The 25090-nt window shown below is 66.3% G+C and carries 20 protein-coding genes; 11 read left to right on the top strand and 9 right to left on the bottom strand.

Going from position 1 to position 25090, the window contains the following annotated elements; all coding sequences use genetic code 11:
• Positions 1–85: 85 nt before the first annotated feature.
• Both QW845_RS17365 and QW845_RS17360 read left to right on the top strand, forming a co-directional pair.
• Positions 86–457 carry a DUF2946 family protein gene (locus tag QW845_RS17365; protein ID WP_315802768.1) on the top strand — a complete coding sequence of 124 codons (372 nt, stop codon included), beginning with the start codon at positions 86–88 and terminating at the stop codon, positions 455–457.
• Positions 458–616: 159 nt separating this feature from the next.
• Positions 617–2944, top strand: coding sequence for a TonB-dependent receptor (locus QW845_RS17360; protein ID WP_315802875.1), 2328 nt, complete (start codon positions 617–619; stop codon positions 2942–2944).
• A 134-nt stretch (positions 2945–3078) separates the two neighbouring features.
• Here the strand turns inward: QW845_RS17360 and QW845_RS17355 are convergent, their stop codons facing one another.
• Positions 3079–3591, bottom strand: a complete 513-nt coding sequence (locus QW845_RS17355; protein ID WP_315802767.1) for an N-acetyltransferase — start codon at positions 3589–3591, stop codon at positions 3079–3081.
• Between the two features lie 249 nt (positions 3592–3840).
• Here QW845_RS17355 and QW845_RS17350 point away from each other — a divergent pair, with 249 nt between their 5' ends.
• The 4 genes from QW845_RS17350 (at position 3841) to QW845_RS17335 (ending at position 8629) form a co-directional block, all read left to right on the top strand.
• The gene (locus QW845_RS17350) at positions 3841–5241 is read left to right on the top strand and encodes an ethanolamine ammonia-lyase subunit EutB (protein ID WP_315802766.1); all 1401 of its coding nucleotides are present in this window, start codon (positions 3841–3843) and stop codon (positions 5239–5241) included.
• Positions 5238–6020: an ethanolamine ammonia-lyase subunit EutC gene (eutC, locus tag QW845_RS17345; RefSeq protein WP_315802765.1), complete on the top strand. Its 783-nt coding sequence runs from the start codon at positions 5238–5240 to the stop codon at positions 6018–6020. The genes QW845_RS17350 and eutC overlap by 4 nt, the downstream gene beginning before the upstream one ends.
• Positions 6013–7419 carry an ethanolamine permease gene (gene eat, locus QW845_RS17340; RefSeq protein ID WP_315802764.1) on the top strand — a complete coding sequence of 469 codons (1407 nt, stop codon included), beginning with the start codon at positions 6013–6015 and terminating at the stop codon, positions 7417–7419. Before eutC ends, eat begins: the two co-directional genes overlap by 8 nt.
• 148 nt (positions 7420–7567) lie before the next feature.
• Complete coding sequence (locus QW845_RS17335; protein ID WP_315802763.1) at positions 7568–8629, top strand: AraC family transcriptional regulator; 1062 nt, start codon at positions 7568–7570, stop codon at positions 8627–8629.
• Positions 8630–8645: 16 nt separating this feature from the next.
• On the opposite strand, the gene QW845_RS17330 is transcribed toward QW845_RS17335, so the two are convergent.
• The 3 genes from QW845_RS17330 to QW845_RS17320 all read right to left on the bottom strand — a co-directional run bounded on the left by QW845_RS17330 (position 8646) and on the right by QW845_RS17320 (position 11401).
• The gene (locus tag QW845_RS17330) at positions 8646–9818 is read right to left on the bottom strand and encodes a M20 aminoacylase family protein (protein ID WP_315802762.1); all 1173 of its coding nucleotides are present in this window, start codon (positions 9816–9818) and stop codon (positions 8646–8648) included.
• Between the two features lie 78 nt (positions 9819–9896).
• Positions 9897–10829, bottom strand: coding sequence for a glycosyltransferase family 2 protein (locus QW845_RS17325; RefSeq protein ID WP_315802761.1), 933 nt, complete (start codon positions 10827–10829; stop codon positions 9897–9899).
• Positions 10830–10879: 50 nt separating this feature from the next.
• Positions 10880–11401 (bottom strand): NUDIX domain-containing protein, encoded by a 522-nt coding sequence (locus QW845_RS17320; RefSeq protein WP_315802760.1) that lies wholly within the window; start codon positions 11399–11401, stop codon positions 10880–10882.
• 128 nt (positions 11402–11529) lie between these two features.
• On the opposite strand from QW845_RS17320, the gene QW845_RS17315 reads away from it, so the two are divergent.
• The gene (locus QW845_RS17315; protein WP_315802759.1) at positions 11530–12414 is read left to right on the top strand and encodes a metallophosphoesterase; all 885 of its coding nucleotides are present in this window, start codon (positions 11530–11532) and stop codon (positions 12412–12414) included.
• Between the two features lie 15 nt (positions 12415–12429).
• On the opposite strand, the gene QW845_RS17310 is transcribed toward QW845_RS17315, so the two are convergent.
• A complete protein-coding gene (locus QW845_RS17310) occupies positions 12430–12978 on the bottom strand; it encodes a hypothetical protein (RefSeq protein ID WP_315802758.1) in 549 nt (182 codons plus the stop codon).
• Between the two features lie 234 nt (positions 12979–13212).
• Positions 13213–13419 (bottom strand): hypothetical protein, encoded by a 207-nt coding sequence (locus QW845_RS17305; RefSeq protein WP_006612464.1) that lies wholly within the window; start codon positions 13417–13419, stop codon positions 13213–13215.
• A 197-nt stretch (positions 13420–13616) separates the two neighbouring features.
• Between QW845_RS17305 and QW845_RS17300 the strand changes: the two genes are divergently transcribed.
• Positions 13617–15062: a short-chain fatty acyl-CoA regulator family protein gene (locus tag QW845_RS17300; protein WP_315802757.1), complete on the top strand. Its 1446-nt coding sequence runs from the start codon at positions 13617–13619 to the stop codon at positions 15060–15062.
• Positions 15063–15877: 815 nt separating this feature from the next.
• Here the strand turns inward: QW845_RS17300 and arsA are convergent.
• Complete coding sequence (gene arsA / locus QW845_RS17295; RefSeq protein WP_315802756.1) at positions 15878–17647, bottom strand: arsenical pump-driving ATPase; 1770 nt, start codon at positions 17645–17647, stop codon at positions 15878–15880.
• 591 nt (positions 17648–18238) lie between these two features.
• On the opposite strand from arsA, the gene QW845_RS17290 reads away from it, so the two are divergent.
• Together QW845_RS17290 and mdoH are read left to right on the top strand one after the other, a co-directional pair.
• Positions 18239–19744 carry a glucan biosynthesis protein G gene (locus QW845_RS17290; RefSeq protein WP_315802755.1) on the top strand — a complete coding sequence of 502 codons (1506 nt, stop codon included), beginning with the start codon at positions 18239–18241 and terminating at the stop codon, positions 19742–19744.
• Positions 19732–21870 (top strand): glucans biosynthesis glucosyltransferase MdoH, encoded by a 2139-nt coding sequence (mdoH, locus tag QW845_RS17285; protein WP_315802754.1) that lies wholly within the window; start codon positions 19732–19734, stop codon positions 21868–21870. Before QW845_RS17290 ends, mdoH begins: the two co-directional genes overlap by 13 nt.
• A gap of 7 nt (positions 21871–21877) precedes the next feature.
• Here the strand turns inward: mdoH and QW845_RS17280 are convergent, their stop codons facing one another.
• Positions 21878–23176, bottom strand: a complete 1299-nt coding sequence (locus tag QW845_RS17280) for a TadE/TadG family type IV pilus assembly protein (protein ID WP_315802753.1) — start codon at positions 23174–23176, stop codon at positions 21878–21880.
• 335 nt (positions 23177–23511) lie between these two features.
• On the opposite strand from QW845_RS17280, the gene QW845_RS17275 reads away from it, so the two are divergent.
• Positions 23512–23934 (top strand): hypothetical protein, encoded by a 423-nt coding sequence (locus QW845_RS17275; protein WP_315802752.1) that lies wholly within the window; start codon positions 23512–23514, stop codon positions 23932–23934.
• Between the two features lie 159 nt (positions 23935–24093).
• Here QW845_RS17275 and QW845_RS17270 read toward each other — a convergent pair whose 3' ends face one another.
• Complete coding sequence (locus QW845_RS17270) at positions 24094–24804, bottom strand: hypothetical protein (protein WP_315802751.1); 711 nt, start codon at positions 24802–24804, stop codon at positions 24094–24096.
• Between the last annotated feature and the right edge of the window lie 286 nt (positions 24805–25090).

Below are 25090 nucleotides of genomic sequence, written 5' to 3'. Positions count from 1 at the left end.
ACATTGTAACAACGGCTGATCATCCTCCCAGCCGAACGGGGTGGCCTATTCACATGAGGCCGATTTACATGAGCCAGAGCTGGCGATGAGCTGGTTTCGCGCGAACATCAAGGATGTCTCGCGGCTGGCGCTGTTTGCGCTGGTGCTGCAATTCGCGCTCGCGTTCGGCCACGTTCATTGGCTCTCCGCGCAGGCGCTGGGCGGCGGCCGTCTCACGACGGCGCAGGCCCATACCGGCTCCTCTCCCGCAAGCCAGGACCCCGACCAGCAGCCATCCGCTGACGGCTGCGCCATCTGCGCCGTCATGGCGATGGCGCAGTCGATCCTGCTGTCACCGGCGCCCGTTCTGACGCCTCCTGAAGCGGTCGCATTCCGGCTGCCCGATGCGATCACCGCCACTGTCGCGGCCGTCGTCGTCGACACCGCCTTCCAGCCGCGCGCTCCTCCCACCGCCTGATCTGAGCCGCTCGAAACGCTGCCCCGCTGCGCGAGCGCACGGCGGCCGCGTGCAGGAATGGGTCCGTCGCAACCCGACGGCAGGCGCATCCCGCCAGCAACGAAAGACGTGGGACGCCTGATCAGGATCAGGAATTGAAAGATGTTGTCGAGAGCCTTGATGTCGGGCTGCAGCGCCGCAGCCATGTTGTGCGTTTTGAGTGCGCCCGCGCGCGCTGACGATCCGGCGAAGCCGGCGGCCGAACTGCCCGAGGTCACAGTGACCGCACCGAGCCCGATCCGTGCCCGCAAGCCGGTGGTGCCGCGGCCCAATCCCACCGCGCGCGTGGCGCGCAGCGGCCCACGCACGCCGGCGCCCGCGCGCGAGGCACAGACCGCGCCGCCCCCGCCGCAGCAGGGCGTGACGCCCATCATCACCGACCAGTTCGCGACCGTCACGGTGGTGCCGAACGAGGAGCTGCGCCGCTCCGGCGCGGCAACGCTCGGCGATCTCCTGAATTCCAAGCCGGGCATCACCGGCTCGAGCTTCGCGCCGGGCGCATCGAGCCGGCCGATCATCCGCGGCCTCGACGTCAACCGCGTCGGCATCGTCGAGAACGGCATCGGCGGCGGCGGTGCGTCCGATCTCGGCGAAGATCATTTCGTGCCGATCGATCCGCTCACCAGCGACCAGATCGAGGTCGTCCGCGGCCCCGCGGCGCTGCGCTACGGCTCGACCTCGATCGGCGGCGTCGTGAGCGCCACCAACAACCGCATTCCCAATGCGGTGCCGACCTGTTCGACAGCGCCGTTCCAAACCTATGGCCTGCCGGCGAGCGCGCCGGCCGTGGGCAGCGCGCCTTGCGTCACCGCGGAAACGCGCACCTCGTTCAGCTCGGTCGACCGCGGCGTCGAGGGCGGCGTGCTGCTCGATGCCGGCGGCGGCAATTTCGCTGTCCATGCCGATGCCTACGGCCGCAAGACCGGCGACTACTCCATTCCCGGCTACCCCTATCTGTTCGACCAGACCCGCCCGGTGAACGGCCGGCAGCCGAACTCCGCCGTGCAGAACGATGGCGCCTCGCTCGGCGGCAGCTACTTCTTCTCAGGCGGCTTCGTCGGCGCTGCGATCACGCAGACCGATGCGCTCTACCATATCCCCGGCATCGACGGCGCCGACAGCCGGACCCGGATCGACGCGCACCAGACCAAGATCACCGCCAAGGGCGAGTACCGCCCGGACTCCGCGGCGATCGATGCCATCCGCTTCTGGGCCGGTGCGACCGACTATCGGCACAACGAGATCGGTCTCGCCGATGTCACCGATCCGACCACCGACGGCGTGCGGCAGACCTTCACCAATCGCGAGCAGGAAGCGCGCGTCGAGATGCAGATGATGCCAGTCAATCTGCGCTTCGCGACGCTCACGACCGCCTACGGCGTGCAGGCCGGACACCAGGAGCTGAATGCGCCGAGCCCCGACAATCCCGGCTCGGTGTTCAACGGACTGTTCGGCCCCAACACCAACAACCGCGTCGCCGGCTACGTCTTCAACGAGTTCGCCTTCACACCGGCGACCAAGGCGCAGGTCGCAGCCCGCATCGAGCACGTCTCATTGAACGGCTCCACGCCGAACTTCCCGGTCGACTATCTGCCGGACGGCACGCCACAGGCCAACATCGCCCGCAATCCGTCGTACACGCCGAAGAGCGCGAGCGTCGGCCTGTTGCAGAACCTGCCGGGCGATCTCGTGGCGAGCGTCACCGCGCAATATGTCGAGCGCGCGCCGAAGCCAGCCGAGTTGTTCTCGCGCGGCGGCCATGATGCGACCGCAACCTTCGACATCGGCAATCCGAACCTGACCATCGAGACGGCCAAAACCGTCGAGGCCGGACTGCGCAAGGCCACCGGCCCTTTCCGCTTCGAGGCCACCGCCTACTACACGCAGTTCAGCAACTTCATCTATCGGCGGCTGACCGGCGTGATGTGCGGCGACGATTTTGCCTCCTGCGGCACCACCGGCACCGAGCTGAACCAGGCGGTCTACTCGCAGCGCAACGCGCTGTTCCGCGGCTTCGAGTTCCAGAGCCAGTTCGATGTCGCTTCGCTCGGCACCGGCATCTGGGGCATCGAGAACCAGTTCGACGTCGTCCGCGCCACCTTCGCGGACGGCACCAATGTGCCGCGGATTCCGCCGATGCGCGTCGGCGGCGGCCTGTTCTGGCGCGATGCCAACTGGCTGACCCGCATCAATCTGCTGCACGCCTTCGCGCAGAACGATATCGCGCCGATCGCGGAGACGCCGACGCCAGGCTACAACCTGCTCAAGGCCGAGGTCAGCTACCGGACCAAGCTCAACCCGAACATGTTCGGCGCGCGCGAGATGCTGGTCGGCCTCGTCGGCAACAATCTGCTCAACGAGAAGATCCGCAACTCGGTCTCCTACACCAAGGACGAGGTGCTGCTGCCCGGCATCGGCGTGCGGATCTTTGCCAATCTGAAGTTCTGATTGCGAATTCGGTGGGGCGTGGAGGAAAGCAACCTGCGCTCCCCCTCGTCATTGCGAGGACCGAAGCGACGAAGCAATCCAGATTTCCGTCGGGAGTCTGGGTTGCGTCGCTTCGCTCGCAATGACGGAAAACGTCAGCGCGCGTAATCCCAATCGGGCCGGATCGCGCCCTCGACGCCCTCGAACGCGCCCTCGATCAGCTCGTTCACCAGCAGCCGGTTGTAGTCCACCGGTCCCGGCATGATCGCCCTGCCCTTCGGCACCGGCTTGAAGCCGACGCGCGTGTAGTAGGCCGCGTCCCCCACCAGCAGTATCAAGCGGTGGCCCTGCGCCCGCGCGTCCGCGACCGAACGCTCCATCAGCATGCGGCCGATGCCGTGCTTGCGGAACGGCGGCTCGACCGTCAGCGGCCCGAGCATCAGCGCCTTGGTGTCGCCGACGCAGATCGGCAGTTGCCGCACCGAGCCGACCAGCAAAGTGCCGATATGAGCGGTGAACGACAATGCGAGCAGATGATCGACATGCTCGCGTAAGCGGTAGGCGCTCAGCACGAAGCGGCCGGGGCCGAAGGTGCGCTCATGCAGCCGCTCGATCGCCTGCGCGTCGCCCGGCTTTTCGGCGGAGATCGTAATGGACAGGTCACTCATGTGGGGTGGCGAGATAGCATTCTGGAGCGGCGCGGTCCATGGGCGGGCCGTCCACGTGTTGACAGCATTCTCCCGCTCCGGGGGCACCGATGCTAATTTTCTGAGCATTCGCGCGGCATGACCGAAGATTGTGCTAAGATGTCAAGTTTCCGGAGCTGCCCTCGCTTAACCTGTCCCAGGTCATGAGCGTTGTGGTCGCCGTCGCGGCCGCTTGGACCGCTCTGACGCAGCACGAGCAGCAGGTCGAAGATGACGGGTGCGTTCAGGTCGCGCCATCGCGGCGAAACTCATGTGTTCGATGATCTCAAGACGCTGCTGGCCTGCGCCTCGCCGCTCCGGTCCGGCGATGAGCTGGCTGGCATCGCAGCCGACAGTGCCGCGCGGCGGGTTGCAGCGCGGATGGCGCTCGCCGACGTGCCGCTGCGGCGTTTCCTCGACGAGCCGCTGATTCCCTATGAGAGCGACGAGGTCACGCGCCTCATCCTCGACAGCCACGATGCCGCCGCATTCGCGCCCGTCGCATCGCTGACCGTCGGCGAATTGCGCGAATGGCTGATGTCCTGGGAGGCGGATGCCGGCCGGCTGGCCGCCCTCGCGCCGGGACTGACGCCGGAGATGGTGGCCGCGGTCTCCAAGCTCTGCGGCAATGGCGATCTCGTCGCCGTCGCCGCCAAATGCCGGGTCGTGACCCGCTTCCGCTCCACGATCGGCCTGGAGGGGCGGCTGTCGTCACGGCTGCAGCCGAACGATCCGACCGACGATCCCCAGGCGATCGCCGCCGGCACGCTCGACGGCCTGCTGTTCGGCATGGGCGATGCCGTGATCGGCATCAATCCCGCGACCGACAATGTCGAGGCCTGCATCCGCCTGCTCACGATGCTCGATGATCTCAGGCTCAAATTCGAGGTGCCGACGCAGTCCTGCGTGCTGAGCCACGTCACGACCTCGATCCAGGCGATCGAGAAAGGCGCGCCGCTCGATCTCGTCTTCCAGTCGATCGCCGGCACCGAGGCGGCCAATGCCGGCTTCGGTGTGACCCTGAAGCTGCTGGCCGAGGCGCATGACGCAGCCTTGTCACTGAAGCGCGGCACGGTCGGCAACAACGTCATGTATTTCGAGACCGGCCAAGGCGCGGCCCTGTCCGCCGATGCGCATCACGGCCTCGATCAGCAGACCGTCGAGGCCCGCGCCTATGCCGTCGCGCGCGCCTTCTCGCCACTGCTGGTCAACACCGTCGTCGGCTTCATCGGTCCTGAATATCTCTACGACGCGAAGGAGATCATCCGCGCCGGCCTCGAGGATCATTTCTGCGCCAAGCTGCTCGGCGTGCCGATGGGCTGCGATGTCTGCTACACCAACCATGCCGAAGCCGATCAGGACGACATGGACGACCTGGCGCTGCTGCTTGCGGCGGCGAACGTCAACTTCCTGATCGCGGTGCCCGGCGCCGACGACATCATGCTCAACTATCAGAGCCTGTCGCATCACGACGTGATGCGGCTGCGGCATCTGCTCGGCCGCCGCCCGGCGCCGGAGTTCGAGGCGTGGCTGGCGCGGATGGGTCTTCTCGACCACAGCGGCCGCGTGCCGCCATTGCCGGGCAGCGCGCCTTCCGTAGCCCGGCTGATCGGCCAGGGGGCGCGGGCATGAGGGACGATCCGTTCGACCTGCTGCGCAGGATGACGCGTGCCCGCGTCGCACTCGGCCGCGCCGGCGACGGGCTTCCGACGGCGGCGAAGCTGGAATTCCAGATGGCGCATGCGCGCGCGCGCGATGCCGTATGGGGCAAGGTCGATTTCGACGGCATCGCCGGCGCGCTCGCGCCGCGCGAGGTGATCAAGGTCGCGAGCGCAGCGCCGGACCGCGCCAGCTATCTGCGCCGGCCAGATCTTGGCCGCCGTCTCGCCACAGGCGAAGCGTCGCGGCTGCCATCAGGCCCATACGATCTCGTCTTCATCATTGCTGACGGGCTGTCGGCGGATGCGGTCGAAAGCCATGCCGCCGCTGTCGTGATCGCCACCGAGGCTCGTCTGACGGGCCTGTCCATCGGACCGATCGTGCTGGCTTCGCAGGCGCGCGTGGCGCTGGGTGACGATGTCGGTGCCGCGATGCGCGCCCGGCTCGTGGCGGTCCTGATCGGCGAGCGTCCGGGTCTGTCGGCCGCGGATTCCCTCGGTGTGTATCTGACGCTGCACCCGGCCCCGGGCCTGCGCGACAGCGCCCGCAACTGCATGTCCAACATTCACGGCCACGGGCTCTCCGCCGAGCGCGCCGCCGACAAGCTGGCCTGGCTGGTGCGCGAGGCGCTGCGGATCGGCGTCACCGGCATCGGCCTCAAGGAGGCGGCGCCGGACGCCGCGATCGCGACGACACAACCAACAACACAAATCACCCATCACAAGCCGACAGGAGCGAATGGACATGAGTGACGAGGCCAAGCCGACGCTTTCGAAGAGCCTGACCGGACTCCATCTGTGGGGCATCGCGGTCGGGCTGGTGATCTCCGGCGAATATTTCGGCTGGAGCTATGGCTGGGACAAGGCCGGCACGCTCGGCTTCCTCATCACCACGATCTTCATCGCGGTGATGTATACGACCTTCATCTTCTCCTTCACCGAGCTCACCACCGCGATCCCCCATGCCGGCGGTCCGTTTGCCTATTCCTACCGAGCCTTCGGCCCGCTCGGCGGCTTCGTCGCCGGCTTCGCGACGCTGATCGAGTTCGTGTTCGCACCGCCTGCCATCGCGCTCGCCATCGGCGCCTATCTCAACGTCCAGTTTCCGGCGCTGTCGCCCAAGACCGCCGCGCTCGGCGCCTATCTGGTGTTCATGGCCCTCAACATCGCAGGCGTATCGATCGCCGCAACATTCGAGCTGTTCGTCACCGTGCTGGCGATCGCCGAGCTCCTGGTGTTCATGGGCGTCGTGTCGCCCGGCTTCTCCTTCGCCAATTTCGCCGCCAACGGCTGGGCCGGCGAGAATTCATTCTCGCTGGCGAGCATCGGCGGCATCGTCGCCGCGATCCCGTTCGCGATCTGGTTCTTCCTGGCGATCGAAGGCGCCGCCATGGCCGCGGAAGAGACCAAGAATCCGACCAAGACGATTCCGCTCGCCTACATCGCGGGGATTCTAACGCTCGTCGTGCTCGCCTTCGGCACCATGATCATGGCCGGCGGCGTCGGCGACTGGTCGAAGCTCGCCAACATCAATGATCCGCTGCCGCAGGCGATGAAGATCGTGGTCGGCGAGAACTCCGGCTGGCTGCACATGCTGGTGTGGATCGGCCTGTTCGGACTGATCGCCTCGTTCCACGGCATCATCATGGGCTACTCGCGGCAGATCTTCGCGCTGTCGCGCGCCGGCTTCCTGCCGGCCAAGCTCGCCGCGCTGCACCCGACCTGCCGCACGCCGCATTGGGCCATCCTTGCCGGCGGCGTGATCGGCATCGCCGCGATCTACTCCGACGAGCTCATCCAGTTCGCCGGACAGACGCTGACGGCGAACATCGTGACGATGAGCGTATTCGGCGCGCTCGTGATGTACATCATGAGCATGGCCGCTCTCTTCCGCCTGCGGGCCACCGAGCCCCATCTCATCAGGCCGTTCAAGGCGCCAATCTATCCCGTGCTTCCGGCCGTGGCGCTGGTCTGTGCGACGCTCTCGCTGCTCACGATGATTTGGTTCAATCTGCAGGTGTTCGCGGCCTTCGTGGTGCTGTTCGCGGCCGGCCTGCTGCTCTATCGTCTGACCGCCGGCAAGCGCAGCATGGCGGCGAACGACAGCCTGCTCGACATCGCCTTGACCGAAGCCCGCGCCATGGCCGACTGATCCGGCCGGATCGCGACAGTCTCGATCGAGGACCCTCCGCGCCATGTGCTCGCGCGGAGGGGTCATGAATGGCCGCTCCGGCAGGCACGTGACTTGCATAACTACGAGGTGTGAAACAACGGCGCATTTCCTCAAAGGTGAGGATTTCATGGGACAGCATCCGACAGCCGAAAGCCAGCATCCGCGCGATCGGAGCCGCAACATTCTGGCCGCCGCGGCCACCGGCGTCGCTGATTTCATCGCCCAGACAGGCGGCCGTCCGGAAGCGGTGTTCGAGCGGATCGGCATCGATGCCAGCTGCCTCGGCGAGACCCGCCGCGCGCTCGACCTCGCCGACTATGTCGCGATGATGGAAGACGCCGCACAGGAGACCGGCAACGACAATTTCGGCCTTTGGTTCGGCCAACGCTACCAGCCGCGGATGCTCGGCCTGATCGGCGAGATCGCGCTGGCGGCGCCGACGCTGGGCTCGGCGATCGAGCATCTCGCGCTGTGGTTTCCCTGGCATCAGCAGGCGACCGAAACCCGCCTGACGCGCCACGACGGCTTGCTGCGGCTCGAATATCGCATTCTCGACGGCTCGATCGTCGATCGCCGGCAGGATGCCGAATTGACCATGGGCATGTTCGCGAACGTCTTCCGTGCGTGCCTGCCATCGGGCTGGGCGCCTGACATGGTGCTGTTCGAACACGCCCGGCCGGCGGCCTGGCGCGATCATGAGGCAGCCTTCGATGCCGACGTCGGCTGGTCGCAAGGCACCAATGCTCTGGTGTTTCGCGATCGCGGCCTGGACCGGGCGATGCCGGGGGCGGATCTTCCACGCCTGCAGCGGCTGACGACGGATCTTGCCGGTGTCGCCGGCTCCTGCGGCACGCCGGCGTTCCTCGATCTGGTCCGTGGCGAGATCCGGCGGCGGTTGTCGGCCGGCGCGCTTCATCTCGAGGAGGTCGCCGATGCGCTGTCGACAACGTCGTGGACGTTGCAGCGCCGGCTTGCCGAGTTCGGCGCCACCTTCTCCGACCTGGTCGAGGCGACGCGGCTCGACCTCGCCCGCCACTATCTGCGCCAGGCGCATCTGCCGCTCGGCGACGTCGCCTTCCTGCTCGGCTATTCCGAAGCCTCAGCCTTCTCCCGCGCGTTCTCGCGCTGGACCGGCTGCAGCCCGCGGCATTGGCGCCAACGGTCATTGCAGGCGACGGCTCGCAGCTAAAGCCGCGCCACCGGCATCAATCTGCCGGCATCGTCTTCTCGACCAGCCGCACCCAATAGGAGGCGCCATGGCCGAGGATGTTGTCGTTGAAACGATAGGCCGGATGGTGGCAGTCCTTGCCGTCGCCCATGCCGAGGAAGACGAAGGCGCCGGGGCGGGCCTGCAGCATGAAGGCGAAGTCCTCGGCGCCCATCAGCGGCGGCGCATTGTCGACCACCCGCTCCGCACCGACGACGTCGCGGGCGACATCGGCGGCGACCCCGGTCTCGCGCGCATGGTTCATCGTGATCGGGTAGAGCCGCGTGTATTTCGTCGTCGCCTCACCGCCATAGGTGCGGGCGATGCCGTCGGCGACCTCGGCAATGCGGCGCTCCACCAGGTCCTGCACCTCGGGATCGAGCGTGCGCACGGTCCCCTTCAGTTCGACGGTCTCCGGAATGACGTTCATCGCCGTGCCGGCCTCGACGACGCAGATCGAGATGACCGCCGACTTGATCGGATCGACGTTGCGCGACACGATCGACTGCAGCGCGGTGATGATGTGCGCGGCGATCAGCACGCTGTCGACCGCCTTGTGGACCCCGGCACCGGCATGCCCGCCCTTGCCGCGGACGGTGATCTCGAGCTGGTCCGACGACGCCAGCATCGGGCCCGGCCGCAGCGCGAAGACGCCTTCGGGCACGCCCGGCGCGTTGTGCAGGCCGTAGACCTCCTGGATGCCCCAGCGGGTCATCAGCCCGTCGTCGACCATCGCCTTGCCGCCGGCGCCGCCCTCCTCGGCCGGCTGGAAGATCACGATCGCCGTGCCGTCGAAATTGCGCGTGTCCGCGAGATGCTTGGCGGCCCCCAGCAGCATCGCGGTATGGCCGTCATGGCCGCAGGCATGCATCAGGCCCGGCGTCTTCGACGCGTAGGGCACGCCCGAGGCTTCCTCGATCGGCAGCGCGTCCATGTCGGCGCGCAGGCCGATGGTGCGACCTGAGCTGGTCCGACGGCCGCGGATGACACCGACCACGCCGGTGCGTCCGATGCCGGTCACCACCTCGTCACAACCGAATTCGCGCAAGCGCTCGGCGACGATGCCGGCGGTGCGGTGCACCTCGTACATCAGCTCGGGATGTTCATGGAAATCATGGCGCCAGGCGGCCATGTCGTCGGTGAGCGCGGCGATGCTGTTCAGGATGGGCATGGAGGCGGTGTTCTCGTTCGGGACGGTGATGCCCGAACCATGACCGGAACGGCGGATGGACACAAGCTCTCGCCCGCATCAGCCCTCGATCGGGGCGTGTGACAGGTACGCCAGCAGCTTCATCTCGCGGCGGCCGCGGGTGACGGTGTCGAGCACGAGGCCCGAGGAGGCCGACAGCAGCGCCATGATCATCAGGCCCATCGAGAGCACCGCGGTCGGCAGCCGCGGCACCAGCCCGGTCTCGATATAGGTGACGAAGATGGGAATCGCGAAGCCGATCGAGACCAGCGCGAGGAAGATGCCGATCGCACTGAAGAAGCGCAGCGGCTTCTCCGAACGATAGAGCTTCAGGATCGTGCCGAGGATGCGGAAGCCGTCGCGCCAGGTGTTGAGCTTGGAGACAGAGCCTTCGGGCCGCGCGTAGTATGGCGTCGCGAGCTCGGCGACCGGCAGCGCCAGCTCCAGCGCATGCACGGTCAGCTCGGTCTCGATCTCGAATCCGTCGGAGAGGACGGGGAAGGATTTGACGAAGCGGCGCGAGAACACGCGGTAGCCGGACAGGATGTCCTTGAAGGCCTGGCCGAACACCTCGGCAAGGAAGCTCGTCAGCATCCAGTTGCCGGTGCGATGGCCCATGCGGTAGGCGGCCTGCTCCTGGTCGACCCGCAGGCCCACCACCATGTCGAGCCGCTCGCTCACGAGACGCGCGATCATGCCGGGCGCGCTCGGCGCGTCATAGGTCGCGTCACCATCGACCAGCACGTAGATGTCGGCATCGACATCGGCGAACATGCGCCGGACGACGTGGCCCTTGCCCTGCCGCCGCTCGCTGCGCACCTCGGCGCCGGCCGCGCGCGCGACCTCAATGGTGCGGTCCTTGGAATTGTTGTCATAGACGTAGACGGTGGCCGTCGGCAGCGCCTGCTTGAAATCGCGGACCACGGTGGCGACCGCGGCCTCCTCATTGTAGCAGGGCACCAGCACGGCGATCCGCATCGAAGCTGAACTCATCGACCCCTCTCCCCCAGGGACGGGAGACTGCCCTCATTCGGTGCAGAAATTCATAATGATCCGGCGACAGCGCGCTGTTCCGGCCGCCAGGTGGGAATGACCTTAACGCCGTCCAGCACCTCCCGCAGGCGGGATTGCGTGCCGAGCGTGGTTCCCTCCGGCAGCGCGTCGCGTGCGAAGAAGCCGGTCTCCACGATTTCGAGGTTCGGCTCCGGCGGCCGGTCCTGCGTGAACCTTTTGATAACGAAGACGGCAACGTGATCGCGCGGCGAGACGTGGTTGTTGAGGAAGATGCCGTGCAGCTGCGGCTCGCCGGCGAGCGCGATCCGGCCCTCCTCGAACAGCTCCCGCGTCAACGCCTCGATGAACGTCTCGCCGACCTCGACGCCGCCGCCCGGCAGGTGCCAGCCCGAGACATAGCCGTGCCGGACCAGGAACACGCGGTTCTCGGCATCCAGCACCACGCCGCGGACGCCGAGCGTCATGCCGCGGGCGAAGCGCCAATAGAGGTGGAAGCCGCGCCGGAGCACAGGCTCGAACCGGATCCGCAGCCGGCTCAGATGTGTCGTCATCGCTGTCGTCGTCCTGGTTGTTCTTGCGCTCGCTGGCGGGGCTTGTCATGAGAGCCGGGGCATCACGAGGGATAGCACGAGATGACATCTGGGCGCGCCTGCATCCGCCATCGGCACCGAGGGGCGTAATGGCTGCCTTCACCCTCGCCCACCTGTCCGACCCGCACCTCGCTCCCCAGCACAAGCCGCGCCTGTCGGAGCTCGCCGGCAAGCGCGCGCTCGGCTATCTCAACTGGACGCGCAATCGCTACAAATATCACCGCCGCGACATCCTCGATCTGCTCATCTCCGACCTGCACGCGCAGATGCCGGACCAGATCGCCGTCACCGGCGATCTGGTCAATTTCGCCCTCGAATCCGAATTCCCGCTCGCCCAGGCCTGGCTGCGGACAGTGGGGCCGCCGGACAAGGTCACCGCGATTCCCGGCAATCACGACGCCTATGTGCGCTCGACGCGGCTGCGCTTCGCCGAGAGCTTTGCCGACTATTTCGGCGGCGATGCCGAGGGACCGGCTACGTTCCCGTCGCTGCGCCGGCGCGGGCCGCTCGCGTTGATCAGCCTGTCCTCGGCCGTGCCGTCGGCGCCGTTCATGGCGACGGGACGGCTCGGCAGCGCACAGCTCGCCGCGCTGGAGCAGATGCTCGAATCGCTGGCCCACGAGCAGCTGTTCCGCGTGCTGCTGGTGCATCATCCGCTGCGCTCGGCCCACCGGATGAAGCGGCTGACCGACGCCGGGAAGCTGATCGCGCTGCTCGCGCGCCACGGCGTCGAGCTGATCCTGCACGGCCACGACCACGTGCATTCGACGATCTGGCTCGACGGCCCGGAGCGCAAGATCCCGGTCGTCGGCGTGCCCTCGGCGTCGTCGATGGCGCATGGCCACTATCCGGCCGCGGCCTACAACATGTTTGCCATCAGCAGCGACGGCAACCACTGGCGCTGCGACATGACCGTGCGCGCGGTCAACGAGGCGCTGCGGGTGCGCGAGATCCGCGAGGTCCGCCTGCTTTGAGGCGCGGCCACGCCGTCAGATCTGCTGCAGGCTCGCATAGAATGCGACGCCGAACAGCGACAGCGCGCCGAGCACGAAGCCGAGCACGAACGGCCAGACCCCACCGCGCCGCCGCGGCGCCTCGGCGCTCGTCTTCGCCTGAGCCCTTGCGACGCTGAAGGCGCGCTCGCGCTCGACCATGCGGCGGGCGACGTAGTCGGTGACGGCCTTCACGATCGCCGCGATGTCGTGCGACTCGGCGAGCACGACGCGGCCGTTTCGGGTGTCCTGCACGAAGCGATACTGCCGCTTGTCACGCCCCATCACGACGTGGGCGACGACGTCGATCCACAGCCGCGGCGTCTCGCCCTGGCTGATGCCGCGATCGAACAGATCGAGCTGGCTCGGGATCTCCGCGAACAGCGGGTCCAGCGCGTCGTTGAGAATTTCGAGCCGCGCCACCTCGGCGTCGCGCAGGTCGACCACCACGCCCGTTCGGTCTGCGGCCTCGATCCGGGCCTGGCGCAGCGCCTCGCGCAGGCGCACGGGGCGGGCTTCAGTGCTGCTGTCGGCGGCCTCGGACATCGGTCACGCTTTCACGGTTCGGCCCTGGTTTCGCCAGGTTCCCACCGTGTTAACGTAGCAGTAACCCAGTATTCTGCAATCCCCTTTCATCTTCAATGGGTTATAAGCACGCTGGCGTAACCACGAAACGGACGTGGGCGGCCTCCTCCGGCATGACCCGGCTGAGACCGCCCCGTCCTTGGGCTCTTTCCTCGAGCTTAATCAAATACCCGGCAATGCATTCCTTCCCAGCGATCAGGCCGCCGGCGCGCGCTGCGGCTCCTCGACGATCGAGAAGCGGACGCCGGCCTTGTGGCGGTTCTCCTCGGACACCTCGCGCCAGCAGTCCTCGGCCTCCTTGCGCGACTTGAACGGCCCCTTCACCTGGGCCGAGCCTTCCACCAGCTTGTGGAAATTCATCGAGCCGAACTCGCCGCCGATCACCCAGAAATTGCTGGTCATGAGACCCTCTCCTTCAACCGTCACAACTTTGACAGTGCATTGCGAATTGCGTGACAGGAGATAAACGCGAAACTGGCAGCTTCGTATAGAGGCCTTGTTTTCGAATGGTGATGTCATGTAACATCATCACTTGTCATAAATGTCATTTTGTCAATTTTGTCACAATCCGAGGGCCGGTCGGCCATGAGGGGATCGCGATGCCCGGTGAGTCCGGAAAGAAGCTGTTCGTCGGGCCCCGCTTCCGGCGCATCCGCCAGCAGCTCGGGCTGTCCCAGACCCAGCTCGCCGAGGGCCTCGGCATCTCGCCGAGCTATGTCAACCTGATCGAGCGCAACCAGCGCCCGGTCTCGGCCCAGATCCTGCTGCGGCTGGCCGAGGCCTATGATCTCGATCTGCGCGATCTCGCCACCGCGGACGAGGACCGCTTCTTCGCCGAGCTCAACGAGATCTTCTCCGATCCGCTGTTCCGGCAGATCGAGCTGCCCAAGCAGGAGCTGCGCGACCTTGCCGAGCTCTGCCCCGGCGTCACCCATGCGCTGCAGCGGCTGTACGCGGCCTACGCCGAGGCCCGGCGCGGCGAGACCCTGGTGGCGGCGCAGATGGCCGACCGCAACGACGGCGCCCGCTTCGAAGCCAACCCGATCGAGCGGGTGCGCGACCTGATCGAGGCCAACCGCAATTATTTCGCCGAGCTCGAGCAGCAGGCCGAAGCCTTGCGCGACGCGCTCGACGTCCCGGCCGAAGGACTCTATGCCGCGCTCGCCGCGCGGCTGCGCGAAAAACATTCGGTGCAGACCCGTGTGATGCCGGTCGACGTCATGCGCGAGACCTTGCGCCGCTACGACCGCCATCGGCGTCAGCTGCTGATCTCCGAGCTGGTCGACGGGCCCGGCCGCACCTTCCAGCTCGCAGTCCAACTCGGCATGGCCGAATGCCTCCCACAGTTCGAGATCATCATCGGCCGCGCCGGCGCGCTCGACGACACCTCGCGCCGGCTCTACCGCATGACACTCGCGAGCTATTTCGCCGCCGCCGTGATGATGCCCTACGCACCGTTCCTCACTGCTGCCGAGGCGCTCAGCTACGACATCAACGTGCTGGCGCAGCGCTTCAACACCGGCTTCGAGCAGGTCTGTCACCGCCTCACCACGCTGTCGCGCCCGAACGCGCGCGGCATTCCGTTCTTCATGCTGCGCGTCGACAATGCCGGCAACGTCTCCAAGCGCTTCTCGTCGGGCACCTTCCCGTTCTCCAAGTTCGGCGGCACCTGCCCGCTGTGGAACGTGCACTCGACCTTCGACACGCCGGACCGGCTGCTGAAGCAGATCATCGAGCTGCCCGACGGCTCGCGCTATTTCTCGATTGCCCAGATGGTCCGCCGGCCGGTGGCGCCGCATCCGCTGCCGCAGCCACGCTTCGCGATCGGCCTGGGCTGCGAGATCCGCCACGCGTCGCGCCTCGTCTACGCCGCCGGCATGGATCTCGAGACGGCCGAGGGCACCCCGATCGGGGTCAACTGCCGTCTCTGCGAGCGCGAGAACTGCGCCCAGCGCGCCGAGCCGCCGATCACGCGGACGCTGATTTTGGATGAGACCACCCGGCGCGTCAGCTCGTTCGCGTTCAGCAATGCGAGGGAGTTGTGAGGGCTCCACTCTCGCCTCCGTCATTCCGGGGGCGGAGTGTGTAGCCCCGCTCTCGCAATGACACTGAAAAAACAACGCACGGACGCGAGCACACGTCACGCGGAGACACGTGAAGCTCGGATATCCGGTGCGGAGAGACATGCAGTCACCTCCTCGCGGCGCATCTGCGCCCGAGCTTTTCTGTTAGTTTGCCCCCTTTGAACACAGAGGGCGCAGGGAAGACCGGGAGCTCGCCGCCCCCATGGCCCCCGTGCGGAAAAAATGCACGGGGCAGGAACCACAGGTTCGGCTGGGACATCCCGGCCTTCCCCGCGCGATGGCTTTACGGCTTACTCCGTGCTCTCCCCAGGGACCGGCTGTCTTGCCCCTGTCATCAGCGCCATCGCAGGCGCAAACTTGATCTCAGCACCGGGAGATCAGGACCACACGGCTTGACCGTGCGCATCGAACCGTTCGTCGGCACGATCGCTCGCGCTGCAGTTCGATACGCCCATCGCATCCCGCACCCAACGCTCGTGACGACCGCGAAACGCCCCTCAGATCGAGGCGGGACAAGCGGAGTGAACATCAAATTCTGAAAAATGGAAACAGCAATATTTTTGCCGATAGGACTGGACACGAGTGATCCAGCTGAACTCGCTGACGAAATCAGTCCATCGGCGCACACGGAATTGACAGCTCGACAGGCCATGAGCCGGTAGCGCGCGCCGCAAATCCAACAAATATGCGCGGCCGATTTGCCCGACGGGCGGGCGGGGGTCGCGTAACAAGAGACGCGAGGGGAGGAGACCAGATCGCGCTGGAGCTGAACGTGATCAAGAACTAGGTATCGATAAGGCCTCCAGCTCCTCGATGCCGACAGGAGGCCTGCTTCGCCACCCCATGATGAAAGCGCGCTTGGCCAGGCCGTCCTGAACACGAGCGATCTGGGTCCGCTCTCTGGCAATCCGCGCTTGCAGCAGGGGATCGCGAGTTCCGGAGGCGGCGAGGCATTTGTTGATCACCCAACCGAACGGCTCGATGCCGGCGCGCCGCAGGTCCTCTTGGAGAGCGGCGGCCTCCGAAACGGGCGTCGTTTCCGGCAGGGTCACCAGGATGATCTGCGTGTAGCTGGAATCCTGCAATCGCATCAGCGGCGTGATCAGCCGGCCAGCGGCGCTCGGCTCCAATTGGCTCGTCATCTGGCGATGATAGGCCCCGGTCGCATCGAGCAGGAGCAGAGTATGACCGGTCGGCGCCGTATCGAGCACCACAAAGGCGCTCCGGGCTTCCGCAACCACGTGCGAGAAGGCATGGAAAACGGCGACTTCCTCCGTGCAGGGCGAAGCCAGGTCCTCAAGCAGGAGCGCCTTGCCCTGCTCATCCAGGTCGCGGCCACGGCTCGCCAGTATCTTCGCGACATAGCGCTCCGTCTCGCGCCGAGGATCGATCCGATCCACCGTCAGCCCGGGCATCGCGGCATCAACGACATCCGTGACGTGGGCCGCTGGATCGGTCGTGCTGAGATGGACGGCATGTCCGCGTCTCGCAAGGCCGACAGCGATGGCAGCGGCAACCGTCGTCTTCCCGACGCCGCCCTTGCCCATGACCATGATGAGGCCGCTATTGCGGTGAGCAATGTCATCGACCAATCGGTCGAGGCCCTGCAGGCCGACCGGCACTCCGACTTGCTCGCCAGTCGACGTCTCAAGCCGTGGACTGGACGACGACAACACGGCCCTGAGCGCCGCGAGACCCACAATGTCGAACCCAACCAATGGGACGTCGTCCCGCGGCAGCTTTCGCAGCGAATCCGGCATCGAGGCGAGCGCCTCATCCTGATCCCGCTCGAGTGCGCTTGCGACCGCGTCGGCAGGGTCAGTGGCGTGAAAGCGTCCGTTCACGACGAGTGTCTGATTGGAGAGGTTGAGTGCATCAAGTTCGCTCGACGTTCGCGCCGCCTCCCGGATTGCACTCCGGTCGGCGCGGGTCACCAGGACCACGGTCGTCCGCCGAGGATCGCCCAGCGCTTGAAGCGCTTGTCGAAAACGATCCTCCTGCATCTTCAAACCCGAATGTGGGCCGAGGCACGATGCTCCGCGGTCGTTGTCCTTCAGGAAACCGGTCCAAGCCTTCGGCAGGCTCAGAAGCCGCAAGGTGTGGCCGGTCGGGGCCGTATCGAAGATGATATGGTCGTAACCCGCTCTGTCCCCGTCCAGCAATCCGACGAACTCGTCGAATGCGGCAATCTCGGTGGTGCATGCGCCGGAAAGCTGCTCGCGTATGGTCGATCTCTCCTGATCCGTCACCGTGGGCTCGAGCTGTTCGAGCACGCGAGATCGGTAGCTCTCGGCTGCGGCCTCAGGGTCGATATTCATCGCGAAGAGCCTTGCCGCGTTCGGCACCGGCACCGGGCTGTCAGTTAGTTCAACTTCCAACATCTCGTCGAGGTTCGACGCAGGATCGGTGCTGACCAGAAGAACACGCAATCCACGGTCCGCGAGACTGATGGCGGTCGCACAAGCGAGCGACGTCTTGCCTACACCGCCCTTGCCAGTGAAAAAAAGAAAGGGCGTCGGAGCGTTCAGCGCACGCAATCGAAGCATTCAAATCCCTTCCAGGTGATCGTGGTGCGGCATTGCCGACCCGGGAGTCGGTAAGATTTTTGTCGCCGGCGTTCGCTCGATTCGGTGCATGAACTCGGCGCGGAGTGCTAGACCGACTTCGACGTCCTTTCGGGTCACCAATCATGGTACCTTTTCGTGCCTTGATCGGTTGCCGCAGACCAATCGATTCGTAGAGCCCCGGCACGACTCCTTGTTGCGATGGATCAATAATCGTGTTGCAGGAGCGCACCCATCGTCGGCATTGCGGCAGCCGCCGTGTGCGAGTCAGGACGTGGAAGATCCAGCCCTGGATGTAGCCCCGCACCTTCCGGCGTAAGACACGAGAAGCAAAATTGCTGTGGCTGACGCGAGCAGGTCGAATGCTCACGTCTCGGCTCCATGTCCGTCACGCGGGACCGTCGCTCACGCTGCGTTCAGAACGCCGCGCACATGCTCTGCACGCGCCGGACGGATCGCCGTCGGCGCATTCAGCAGGTCGGAACTCCAAAGCCGCCTCTTGTTGGCTTGCGGTGGAACCGCAGGCCTCCAGAAGGGTTGCTCCGCAGTTCCACGCAACAGAGTGAGAATAAGTTGAATCGCCGTCAGTTCATTCAATCTGCGGCTGCGATCCCGGTCGCCGCGTCCCTGGCGCGGAGCGCGTCCGCAGCGCCGCCTGCGGCTCAGCCGTTCAGTGCAGCCACCGTGCGCGACCTCGCACGCGCCCTCGCGGCCAAGCCATTCGCCGCGCCGGACGACAAGCTGCCGGACGCGCTGGCGAAGCTCGACTACGATGCCTATCGTTCGATCCGCTTCCTGCCGGACCACGCGCTGTGGCGCGGCGACGACCTGCCGTTCCAGGCGCAGTTCTTCCATCGCGGCTCGATCTACAAGGACCGGGTCGACATCTACGAGGTTGCGGACGGACAGGCCAGGCCCGTGGCCTATCGTCCCGAGGACTTCGCATTCGGCCAGCAGGTCGCGGCGTTCCCGGCGGCCGACCTCGGCTTCGCCGGCTTCCGCATCCATGCGCCGATGAACCGGCCGGACTACTATGACGAGGTCTGCGTGTTCCTCGGCGCGAGCTATTTTCGCGCGGTGGCCAAGGGTGAGATCTATGGTCTCTCCGCGCGGGGACTTTCCATCGACACCGGCGAGGCGAAGGGCGAGGAATTCCCCGTCTTCAAGGCGTTCTGGCTGGAGAAGCCGACGCCGGGCGCCACCGCAATGGTGGTGCACGCGCTGCTCGACAGCAAGAGCGCGACCGGTTCCTACCGCTTCACCATTCGTCCCGGCGAGACCACCGTGTTCGACGTCGAGGCCTCGCTGTACCCGCGCGTCGAGATCGGCCATGCCGGGCTGGCGCCGATGACCAGCATGTTCTTCTTCGGACCGAACGACCGCAACGAGGCCGACGACTTCCGACCCGCGGTGCATGATTCCGACGGGCTTGCGATGTTCAACGGCAAGGGCGAGCAGCTGTGGCGTCCCTTGAGCAATCCGCGCGACCTGCAAGTCAGCGTGTTCAACGACCTCAATCCGCGCGGCTTCGGCCTGATGCAGCGCGAGCGCAGCTATGCCGCCTATCAGGATCTGGAATCGCATTTCGAACGGCGGCCGAGCCTGTGGATCGAGCCGATCGGCGACTGGGGCGAAGGCGCCGTGGTGCTGTTCGAGATTCCGACCAAGCAGGAGATCCACGACAACATCGCCGCATTCTGGCGGCCTAAGACGCCGCTCGCCGCCAAGGGCGAGCACAACATGACCTATCGCCTGCATTGGGGCCAGGACGCGCCGAAGCCGCACGCGCTGGCGCGCTTCACCCGCACCGGCGTCGGCGTTCACGGCGAAGGCCGGCTGTTCGTGCTGGAGCTCGAAGGCGACGCCCTGAAAGGGCTCGATCCGGCGCAGATCAAGGGCGTGGTGAGCGCCGACAAGGCCGAGGTGACCAACATCGTCACGCAGCCCAATCCCGAGACGGGCGGATGGCGGCTGAGCTTCCAATGCGCCGTCAATAGCGCACCGGTCGAGTTGCGCGCGGAGCTGACCGCCAACGACAAGCTCGTCTCCGAAAGCTGGATCTACCGATGGACGCCGTAGCCGCAGAGACGATGCGCGCGCCTCGTCGCGCGGAGATCAACGGCCTGCTGCCCCCAGAAGCGCCGCTCGCGATGCAGCCGTCGCCGCTCCATCATGTTCCGGCGGCGACGCAGGCGATCACGAGCGGGCCACGCATCGCGTTCCGACGCATGCTGATCTTCGCCGGCACGGCCGCGCTGACGCTGGCCGGCTGCACCAGGATGTACGAGGTGGTCGATGTCGGCGGCGTGACCGTGCTGGAAGGCATGGTGCTGGTGCTGTTCTCGATCCTGCTCGCCTGGATCGCCTTTGCTTTCGTGTCGGCGCTGGCCGGCTTCTGCGCGATGTTCGCGCGCCGCCGCGATACGATCGCGATCGACGTCGAAGGTCCGCTGCCCGGACTCTCGAGCCGCACGGCGATGCTGCTGCCGACCTACAATGAGGATCCGCACGCGGTGATGGTGCGCTTGCGCGCCATGATCGAGTCCGTGGCGGAGACCGGCCAGGCCGAGCGCTTCGACTGGTTCCTGCTCAGCGACACCACCGATCCCGACATCTGGATCGGCGAGGAGGCCGCGTTCCTGGCGCTGCGCGAGGCGTGCGGCACCGATCGCGTGTTCTACCGGCACCGCGCCGACAATGTCGCCCGCAAGGCGGGCAACATCGCCGAGTGGGTGCGGCGCTTCGGCGCGGCCTATGATCACATGATCATCCTCGACGCCGACAGCCTGATGAGCGGCGCGACCGTGGTGCGGCTGGCGCATGCGATGGAGCACGCCCCTCAGGCGGCGCTGATCCAGACCCTGCCCGTGATCGTCAACGGCACCAGCCTGTTCGCGCGATTGCAGCAATTCGCCGGCCGGCTCTACGGACCCGTCATCGCCGCCGGCAATGCCTGGTGGTACGGCGCGGAAGGTAATTACTGGGGCCACAACGCCATCATCCGCATCGCCGCCTTCGCGCAGGACGCGGCCTTGCCGGAGTTGCGCGGGCGAAAACCATTCGGCGGGCATATTCTCAGCCACGACTTCATCGAGGCCGCGCTGATGCGCCGCGCCGGCTGGGGAATCTACATGACGGTCGACCTCGACGGCAGCTACGAGGAAGTGCCGCCATCGCTGATCGATCACGCCGCGCGCGACCGGCGCTGGTGCCAGGGCAATCTGCAGCATCTGGCGGTGCTGCCGGCGCGCGGCCTGCACTGGGTGTCGCGGCTGCACCTGTTGATCGGCATCGGCGCCTACATCACCGCGCCGCTCTGGTTCGCGTTCCTCGTGCTCGGCATCCTGATTTCGCTGCAGGCCAATTTCGTCCGTCCGGAATATTTCCCGAAAGGCTTTGCGCTGTTCCCGAGCTGGCCGGCGCAGGATCCGGTGCTCGCCGCCCAGGTCTTTGCCGCGACCCTCGGGCTCTTGATGGTGCCGAAGCTGCTCGCCTGCCTCGCGGCCCTGTTCACGCCGGCGCGGCGCCGCGGCTTCGGCGGCGGGCTGCGCCTCTGCGTCGCGGTGTTGGCTGAGACCGTGCTGGCGGCGCTGATCGCGCCATCGATGATGATCTTCCAGTCGGTCGCCGTGATCGAGATCCTGCTCGGGCGCGACGCCGGGTGGCAGGTGCAGCGCCGCAGCGACGGCGGCGTGAGCCGGCAGGAGATCTATCGCAAGTTCGCGCTGCCCACCCTGTGCGGCCTCGCCATGGCTGCCAGCGCCTATGCGGTGTCGCTGCCGCTGCTCGCCTGGATGTCGCCGGTCATCGCCGGCCTCGTGCTGTCGATTCCGATCGGCCTTCTAACGGGCGGCCGCGGCACCGGCGCCGGCCTGTTCGTGACGCCCGAGGACCGGACGCCGCCGCGCGTGCTGATGCGGGCGCGGGAGCTTGCCCGCGAGCCCGAGCCCCGCCGCGAGGCCGCGCTGGTCGCGCTGCAGCGGAATGCCGAGCTGCGGCGACAGCATGTCGATGCCCTGCCCGCGCCACGGCGCCGCGAGCCGGGTGACATCGATGTCGAGCTGACGACGGCGAAGGCCAGGATTGCCGACGCGGCCTGCTTCAGGGACGCGATCGACTTCCTCTCCCGCCGCGAAACGCTCGCCGTGCTCAACGATCGCACCACGATCGAGCGGCTCGTCAAGCTGCCGGCCGCCGAGGCGTGAGCCCGGGCTACTTGGTCAGATGCGCCGAGGCGATCGCCTGCTGGAACAGAGCGGTCAATGCGGCGCCGATGCTGCCGCTGGAATCCACCTCGTAGTAGTAGCCGGGGCTGGCGCAAGACTTCATGATATTGCCGATGTCGCTGCGCCACGGGGCGATGTAGGTCGTGTACCAGCTGTTGTTGGTGATCGCGAGATAGGTGGTGTAGAGCACAGCGATCTTGATGCCGCGCGCCTTCAGGGAGGTGCAGGTCGCGGTGTTCAGCGGCTCCTGGCAGCGTCCGCCGGAGAGCACGGTCTTGCTGCACGTCGTCGGGTAGGAGTAGTCGGCGACGCCGTCGGCGACGAGGAACAGCCATTTCTGCGGCTTGGTCGACGAGCCGTCGCCCTGCGTCGGGATCACGCCGTTCATGGCGGACATCGCGCCGTCGTAATCGGTGCACATGTCGTTGTTGTAGCCGCTATAGGGGATCGTCATCAGGTCGAGCGCGCCGACCGACGACTTCACCGACGACATGCTCGACGACAGGCTGGCGATGGTCGTGAGGCCGAGCGAGCCGCAATCGCTGCCCAGGCTGTAGACCGCCATGCGGTACTGGTTGCTGACGACCTGGCTGGCGGTCGCGGTGTCCGTGAGCGACTGCGTCGCCGACCTGACGACGTCGATCCGCATCGTCACGCCCTTCTTCTTGGCGATGGAGTAATAGCTGTTGGTCTGCAGCGTCTTCTTCGAGCTGGACGTATAGGTGTCGTGGCAGGCGAAGGCGCACTTGTCGGACGTCGCATTCTGCAGCGTCGTCATGTCGGCCGTGGTTGCGCCGAGGCCCTGCGACGGCGAGTTGTCGAGCAGAACGTAGAAGTCCATGTAGGTCGGGAACGAGGCCGAAGCCGACGACGAGGCCGAGACCGTCATGGTCGGGTAGCCGAACATGTGCATGAAGGCCGTCTTGACCACCACGCTGGCGCTGCCGGTCACGGTCCGCGCCGTGACGCTATCGCTGATATCGATGTTCAGCGAGTCCGCCGCCAGATTATGCGCCGCCATCTGGCCGTTGAACATGTTGGTCGCCGCCGTCTTGGCGTCCGACGCGGCGCCGCGCATCGCGGTGTAGCCGGTCGCAGCCAGCATCGCGGCGTCCATCGAAGCCGACAGCTTCGCCTTGGCGCGGACGGCCATCGAATAGTCGATCGCCGAGCCGACGAAGGCGAGGATCGGGAGCAGGGCAAGCGCGAAGATGATCGCGATGTTGCCGCTCTGGTCGCGACGGAACCGCGACAATAGCCTGAGGTATCTATTTCCGGCCAGCACGGCCACACTCCAACAAACACGGTGATGTTGCCGAAGATGTTGCGGATCAACCGTTGCATTGGAATTGATGGAATTGCCGAGAATTCGTTACGTTGCGTTTCCGATTGTCGTAAGCGGTGCCGATGCACCACTCGAAGCGACATGACCGCCATGCGGAGGGTTTTCGTGGGCCGGCACGACACCGAATGACGGACGGGTCTCATCCGCCCGCCCGCCCGATCTGCGTGGCGCCCCTCCTCTGGTACCCCGATTGCAAAGCGGCTGCGCCGATTGCATAGTCCGCGCGGTTTGCAGCGCCGGGGCGCGCTGATTCTCTGGGGGAGTTGGGGACGACGATGGCGGAAGCCGATCTTGATGCCGTGATCCGGCAACTGGCCAAGCAGCAGAACAAGGCCATTCTGGCCGCGGCGAAAAAGCGTAAGGACCGCTTCAACGGCATGGCCGTCAAGGCCAAGGACAAGGATGCCAAGGAGCGCTTCAAGCTGCTCGCGCGCGAGGCGGTCGAGCAGGCCAATGCCGCCGCCCGACGGCTCCTGATCTCCGCCGACAACGTCGCGGACAGCTACGCCCGCGCGATGCGCCAGGCCGCCGCCGCGGAGCTGCCCAGGAAGCCGGAGACCAAGCAGCCGGAGAAGAAGGCCGACGGTGCGGCGGCCAAGCCGCAAAGCGGCAAGGCGACGAGCAAGGCGGCCGGGAACGATCCAGCCAAGCCCACACCGAAGAAGGCCGCGCCGAAGAAGGCCGCCAAGAAGGCTTGAGCCGGGCTCCGAATGTGGGAGCCTCCCTCCGCAAGATTGCGCCCTCGACAGCAACCTTCGCCGGGCCTTTCGACTTGCCTCCGCAACAATCTGTCCGGATGACTGCATGAAGGTGCTGGTTTGGCATGTGCCAAGCAGATGTTCATGCTCATCGTGAAGCTACGGCTTCAGGACGACAGAGAACAGGCGAAAGCCCGCGATCTTCGGAAACGCCTCCGCGGCCTCGGGCGAGACCAGGGCCACCACGGCCGCGCTCACCTCGCCATTGTTCAACCGGGTGATCGCGGTGGCCTGCCCTTCCAGCAGCAGCACCTCCGTCGCACCGGCCGCATTCATGGCCGCGGTGATCTTCGCGTTGGACTTGGCATAGCGCTCGTCGATCGCGATCACCTTGCCGCTGAGATCGCCTACGCCACGCACGGTGGGACGCGCCAGCAGCACAGCGACGAGAGGACTTTCGCCGGGTCCTTCGGGGACACGCAGCGCGGTCATCCGCTCGGCGAGCTCGGCGGCCACCGTCACCGCAGCCACCATGACGTCGTTCTGGACCTTGGCCGGACTCGGCGTGTCCGTCGTGGCGGCGGGGGTCTTGATCACCGGCGAAGGTGCTCCGTCAGCCGGCGCAGGCGAACCGGGCCGCGGCGTTCGCGCCGGCGCCGCGAGCGGCTTCTCGATCGGTTTGTCAACCGGCCTTTCAGTCGGCTTCTCAGCCGGCTTGGCGGTGACGATTTGCGACTTGACCCGGCGCTTTGCGGCACGGGCGTGCTTGCGCTGCAGAGCCGCGCGGCGCGCGACCGCGGCTGCAGGCTTGTGGATCGTGGTGGCAGGCTCCAATGATTGCGGCGGCTGGTCGGCGACGGGACCGTCCACGCAGGGCCTTCCGCTCAGATCGACGCAAGGCGATGCCACCTGCGGCGTCACCTGATGGCTGCAGCCGGCCAGGGCCAAGGTTGAAACGACGGCCAACGCGCCGAGACAAAGCGCTCTCACTTTTCCGCTCCTGACGATTCTCCCGCGCACGAGACGCGCCTCTGCTCTGGCCTGCCATTTCAAGGGCCATCCGTTAAACTCAGACTTAAGTGCCGATCTTTGCGCGCGGACTCGATCCGGCGTGGTTAATGTCGCGCGCACAAGTCGGCGGCATTGGCCGGCCTCG

It is taken from the genome of Bradyrhizobium sp. SZCCHNS3002 (genome assembly GCF_032377435.1).
Taxonomy (GTDB): Bacteria; Pseudomonadota; Alphaproteobacteria; order Rhizobiales; family Xanthobacteraceae; genus Bradyrhizobium.
The sequence above is the reverse complement of the archived record's forward strand: the minus strand, read 5'-3'. Positions and strand labels throughout refer to the sequence as shown.

Coding starts and splice junctions, on each gene's coding strand:
- QW845_RS17330 (WP_315802762.1), bottom strand. CDS start 9,818: ATGCCCATCCTGAACAGCATCGCCGCGCTCACCGACGACATGGCCGCC.
- QW845_RS17315 (WP_315802759.1), top strand. CDS start 11,530: ATGGCTGCCTTCACCCTCGCCCACCTGTCCGACCCGCACCTCGCTCCC.
- QW845_RS17360 (WP_315802875.1), top strand. CDS start 617: ATGTCGGGCTGCAGCGCCGCAGCCATGTTGTGCGTTTTGAGTGCGCCC.
- mdoH (WP_315802754.1), top strand. CDS start 19,732: ATGGACGCCGTAGCCGCAGAGACGATGCGCGCGCCTCGTCGCGCGGAG.
- QW845_RS17335 (WP_315802763.1), top strand. CDS start 7,568: ATGGGACAGCATCCGACAGCCGAAAGCCAGCATCCGCGCGATCGGAGC.
- arsA (WP_315802756.1), bottom strand. CDS start 17,647: ATGCTTCGATTGCGTGCGCTGAACGCTCCGACGCCCTTTCTTTTTTTC.
- QW845_RS17305 (WP_006612464.1), bottom strand. CDS start 13,419: ATGACCAGCAATTTCTGGGTGATCGGCGGCGAGTTCGGCTCGATGAAT.
- QW845_RS17325 (WP_315802761.1), bottom strand. CDS start 10,829: ATGAGTTCAGCTTCGATGCGGATCGCCGTGCTGGTGCCCTGCTACAAT.
- QW845_RS17350 (WP_315802766.1), top strand. CDS start 3,841: ATGACGGGTGCGTTCAGGTCGCGCCATCGCGGCGAAACTCATGTGTTC.
- QW845_RS17355 (WP_315802767.1), bottom strand. CDS start 3,591: ATGAGTGACCTGTCCATTACGATCTCCGCCGAAAAGCCGGGCGACGCG.
- eutC (WP_315802765.1), top strand. CDS start 5,238: ATGAGGGACGATCCGTTCGACCTGCTGCGCAGGATGACGCGTGCCCGC.
- QW845_RS17310 (WP_315802758.1), bottom strand. CDS start 12,978: ATGTCCGAGGCCGCCGACAGCAGCACTGAAGCCCGCCCCGTGCGCCTG.
- QW845_RS17300 (WP_315802757.1), top strand. CDS start 13,617: ATGCCCGGTGAGTCCGGAAAGAAGCTGTTCGTCGGGCCCCGCTTCCGG.
- QW845_RS17320 (WP_315802760.1), bottom strand. CDS start 11,401: ATGACGACACATCTGAGCCGGCTGCGGATCCGGTTCGAGCCTGTGCTC.
- QW845_RS17365 (WP_315802768.1), top strand. CDS start 86: ATGAGCTGGTTTCGCGCGAACATCAAGGATGTCTCGCGGCTGGCGCTG.
- eat (WP_315802764.1), top strand. CDS start 6,013: ATGAGTGACGAGGCCAAGCCGACGCTTTCGAAGAGCCTGACCGGACTC.
- QW845_RS17275 (WP_315802752.1), top strand. CDS start 23,512: ATGGCGGAAGCCGATCTTGATGCCGTGATCCGGCAACTGGCCAAGCAG.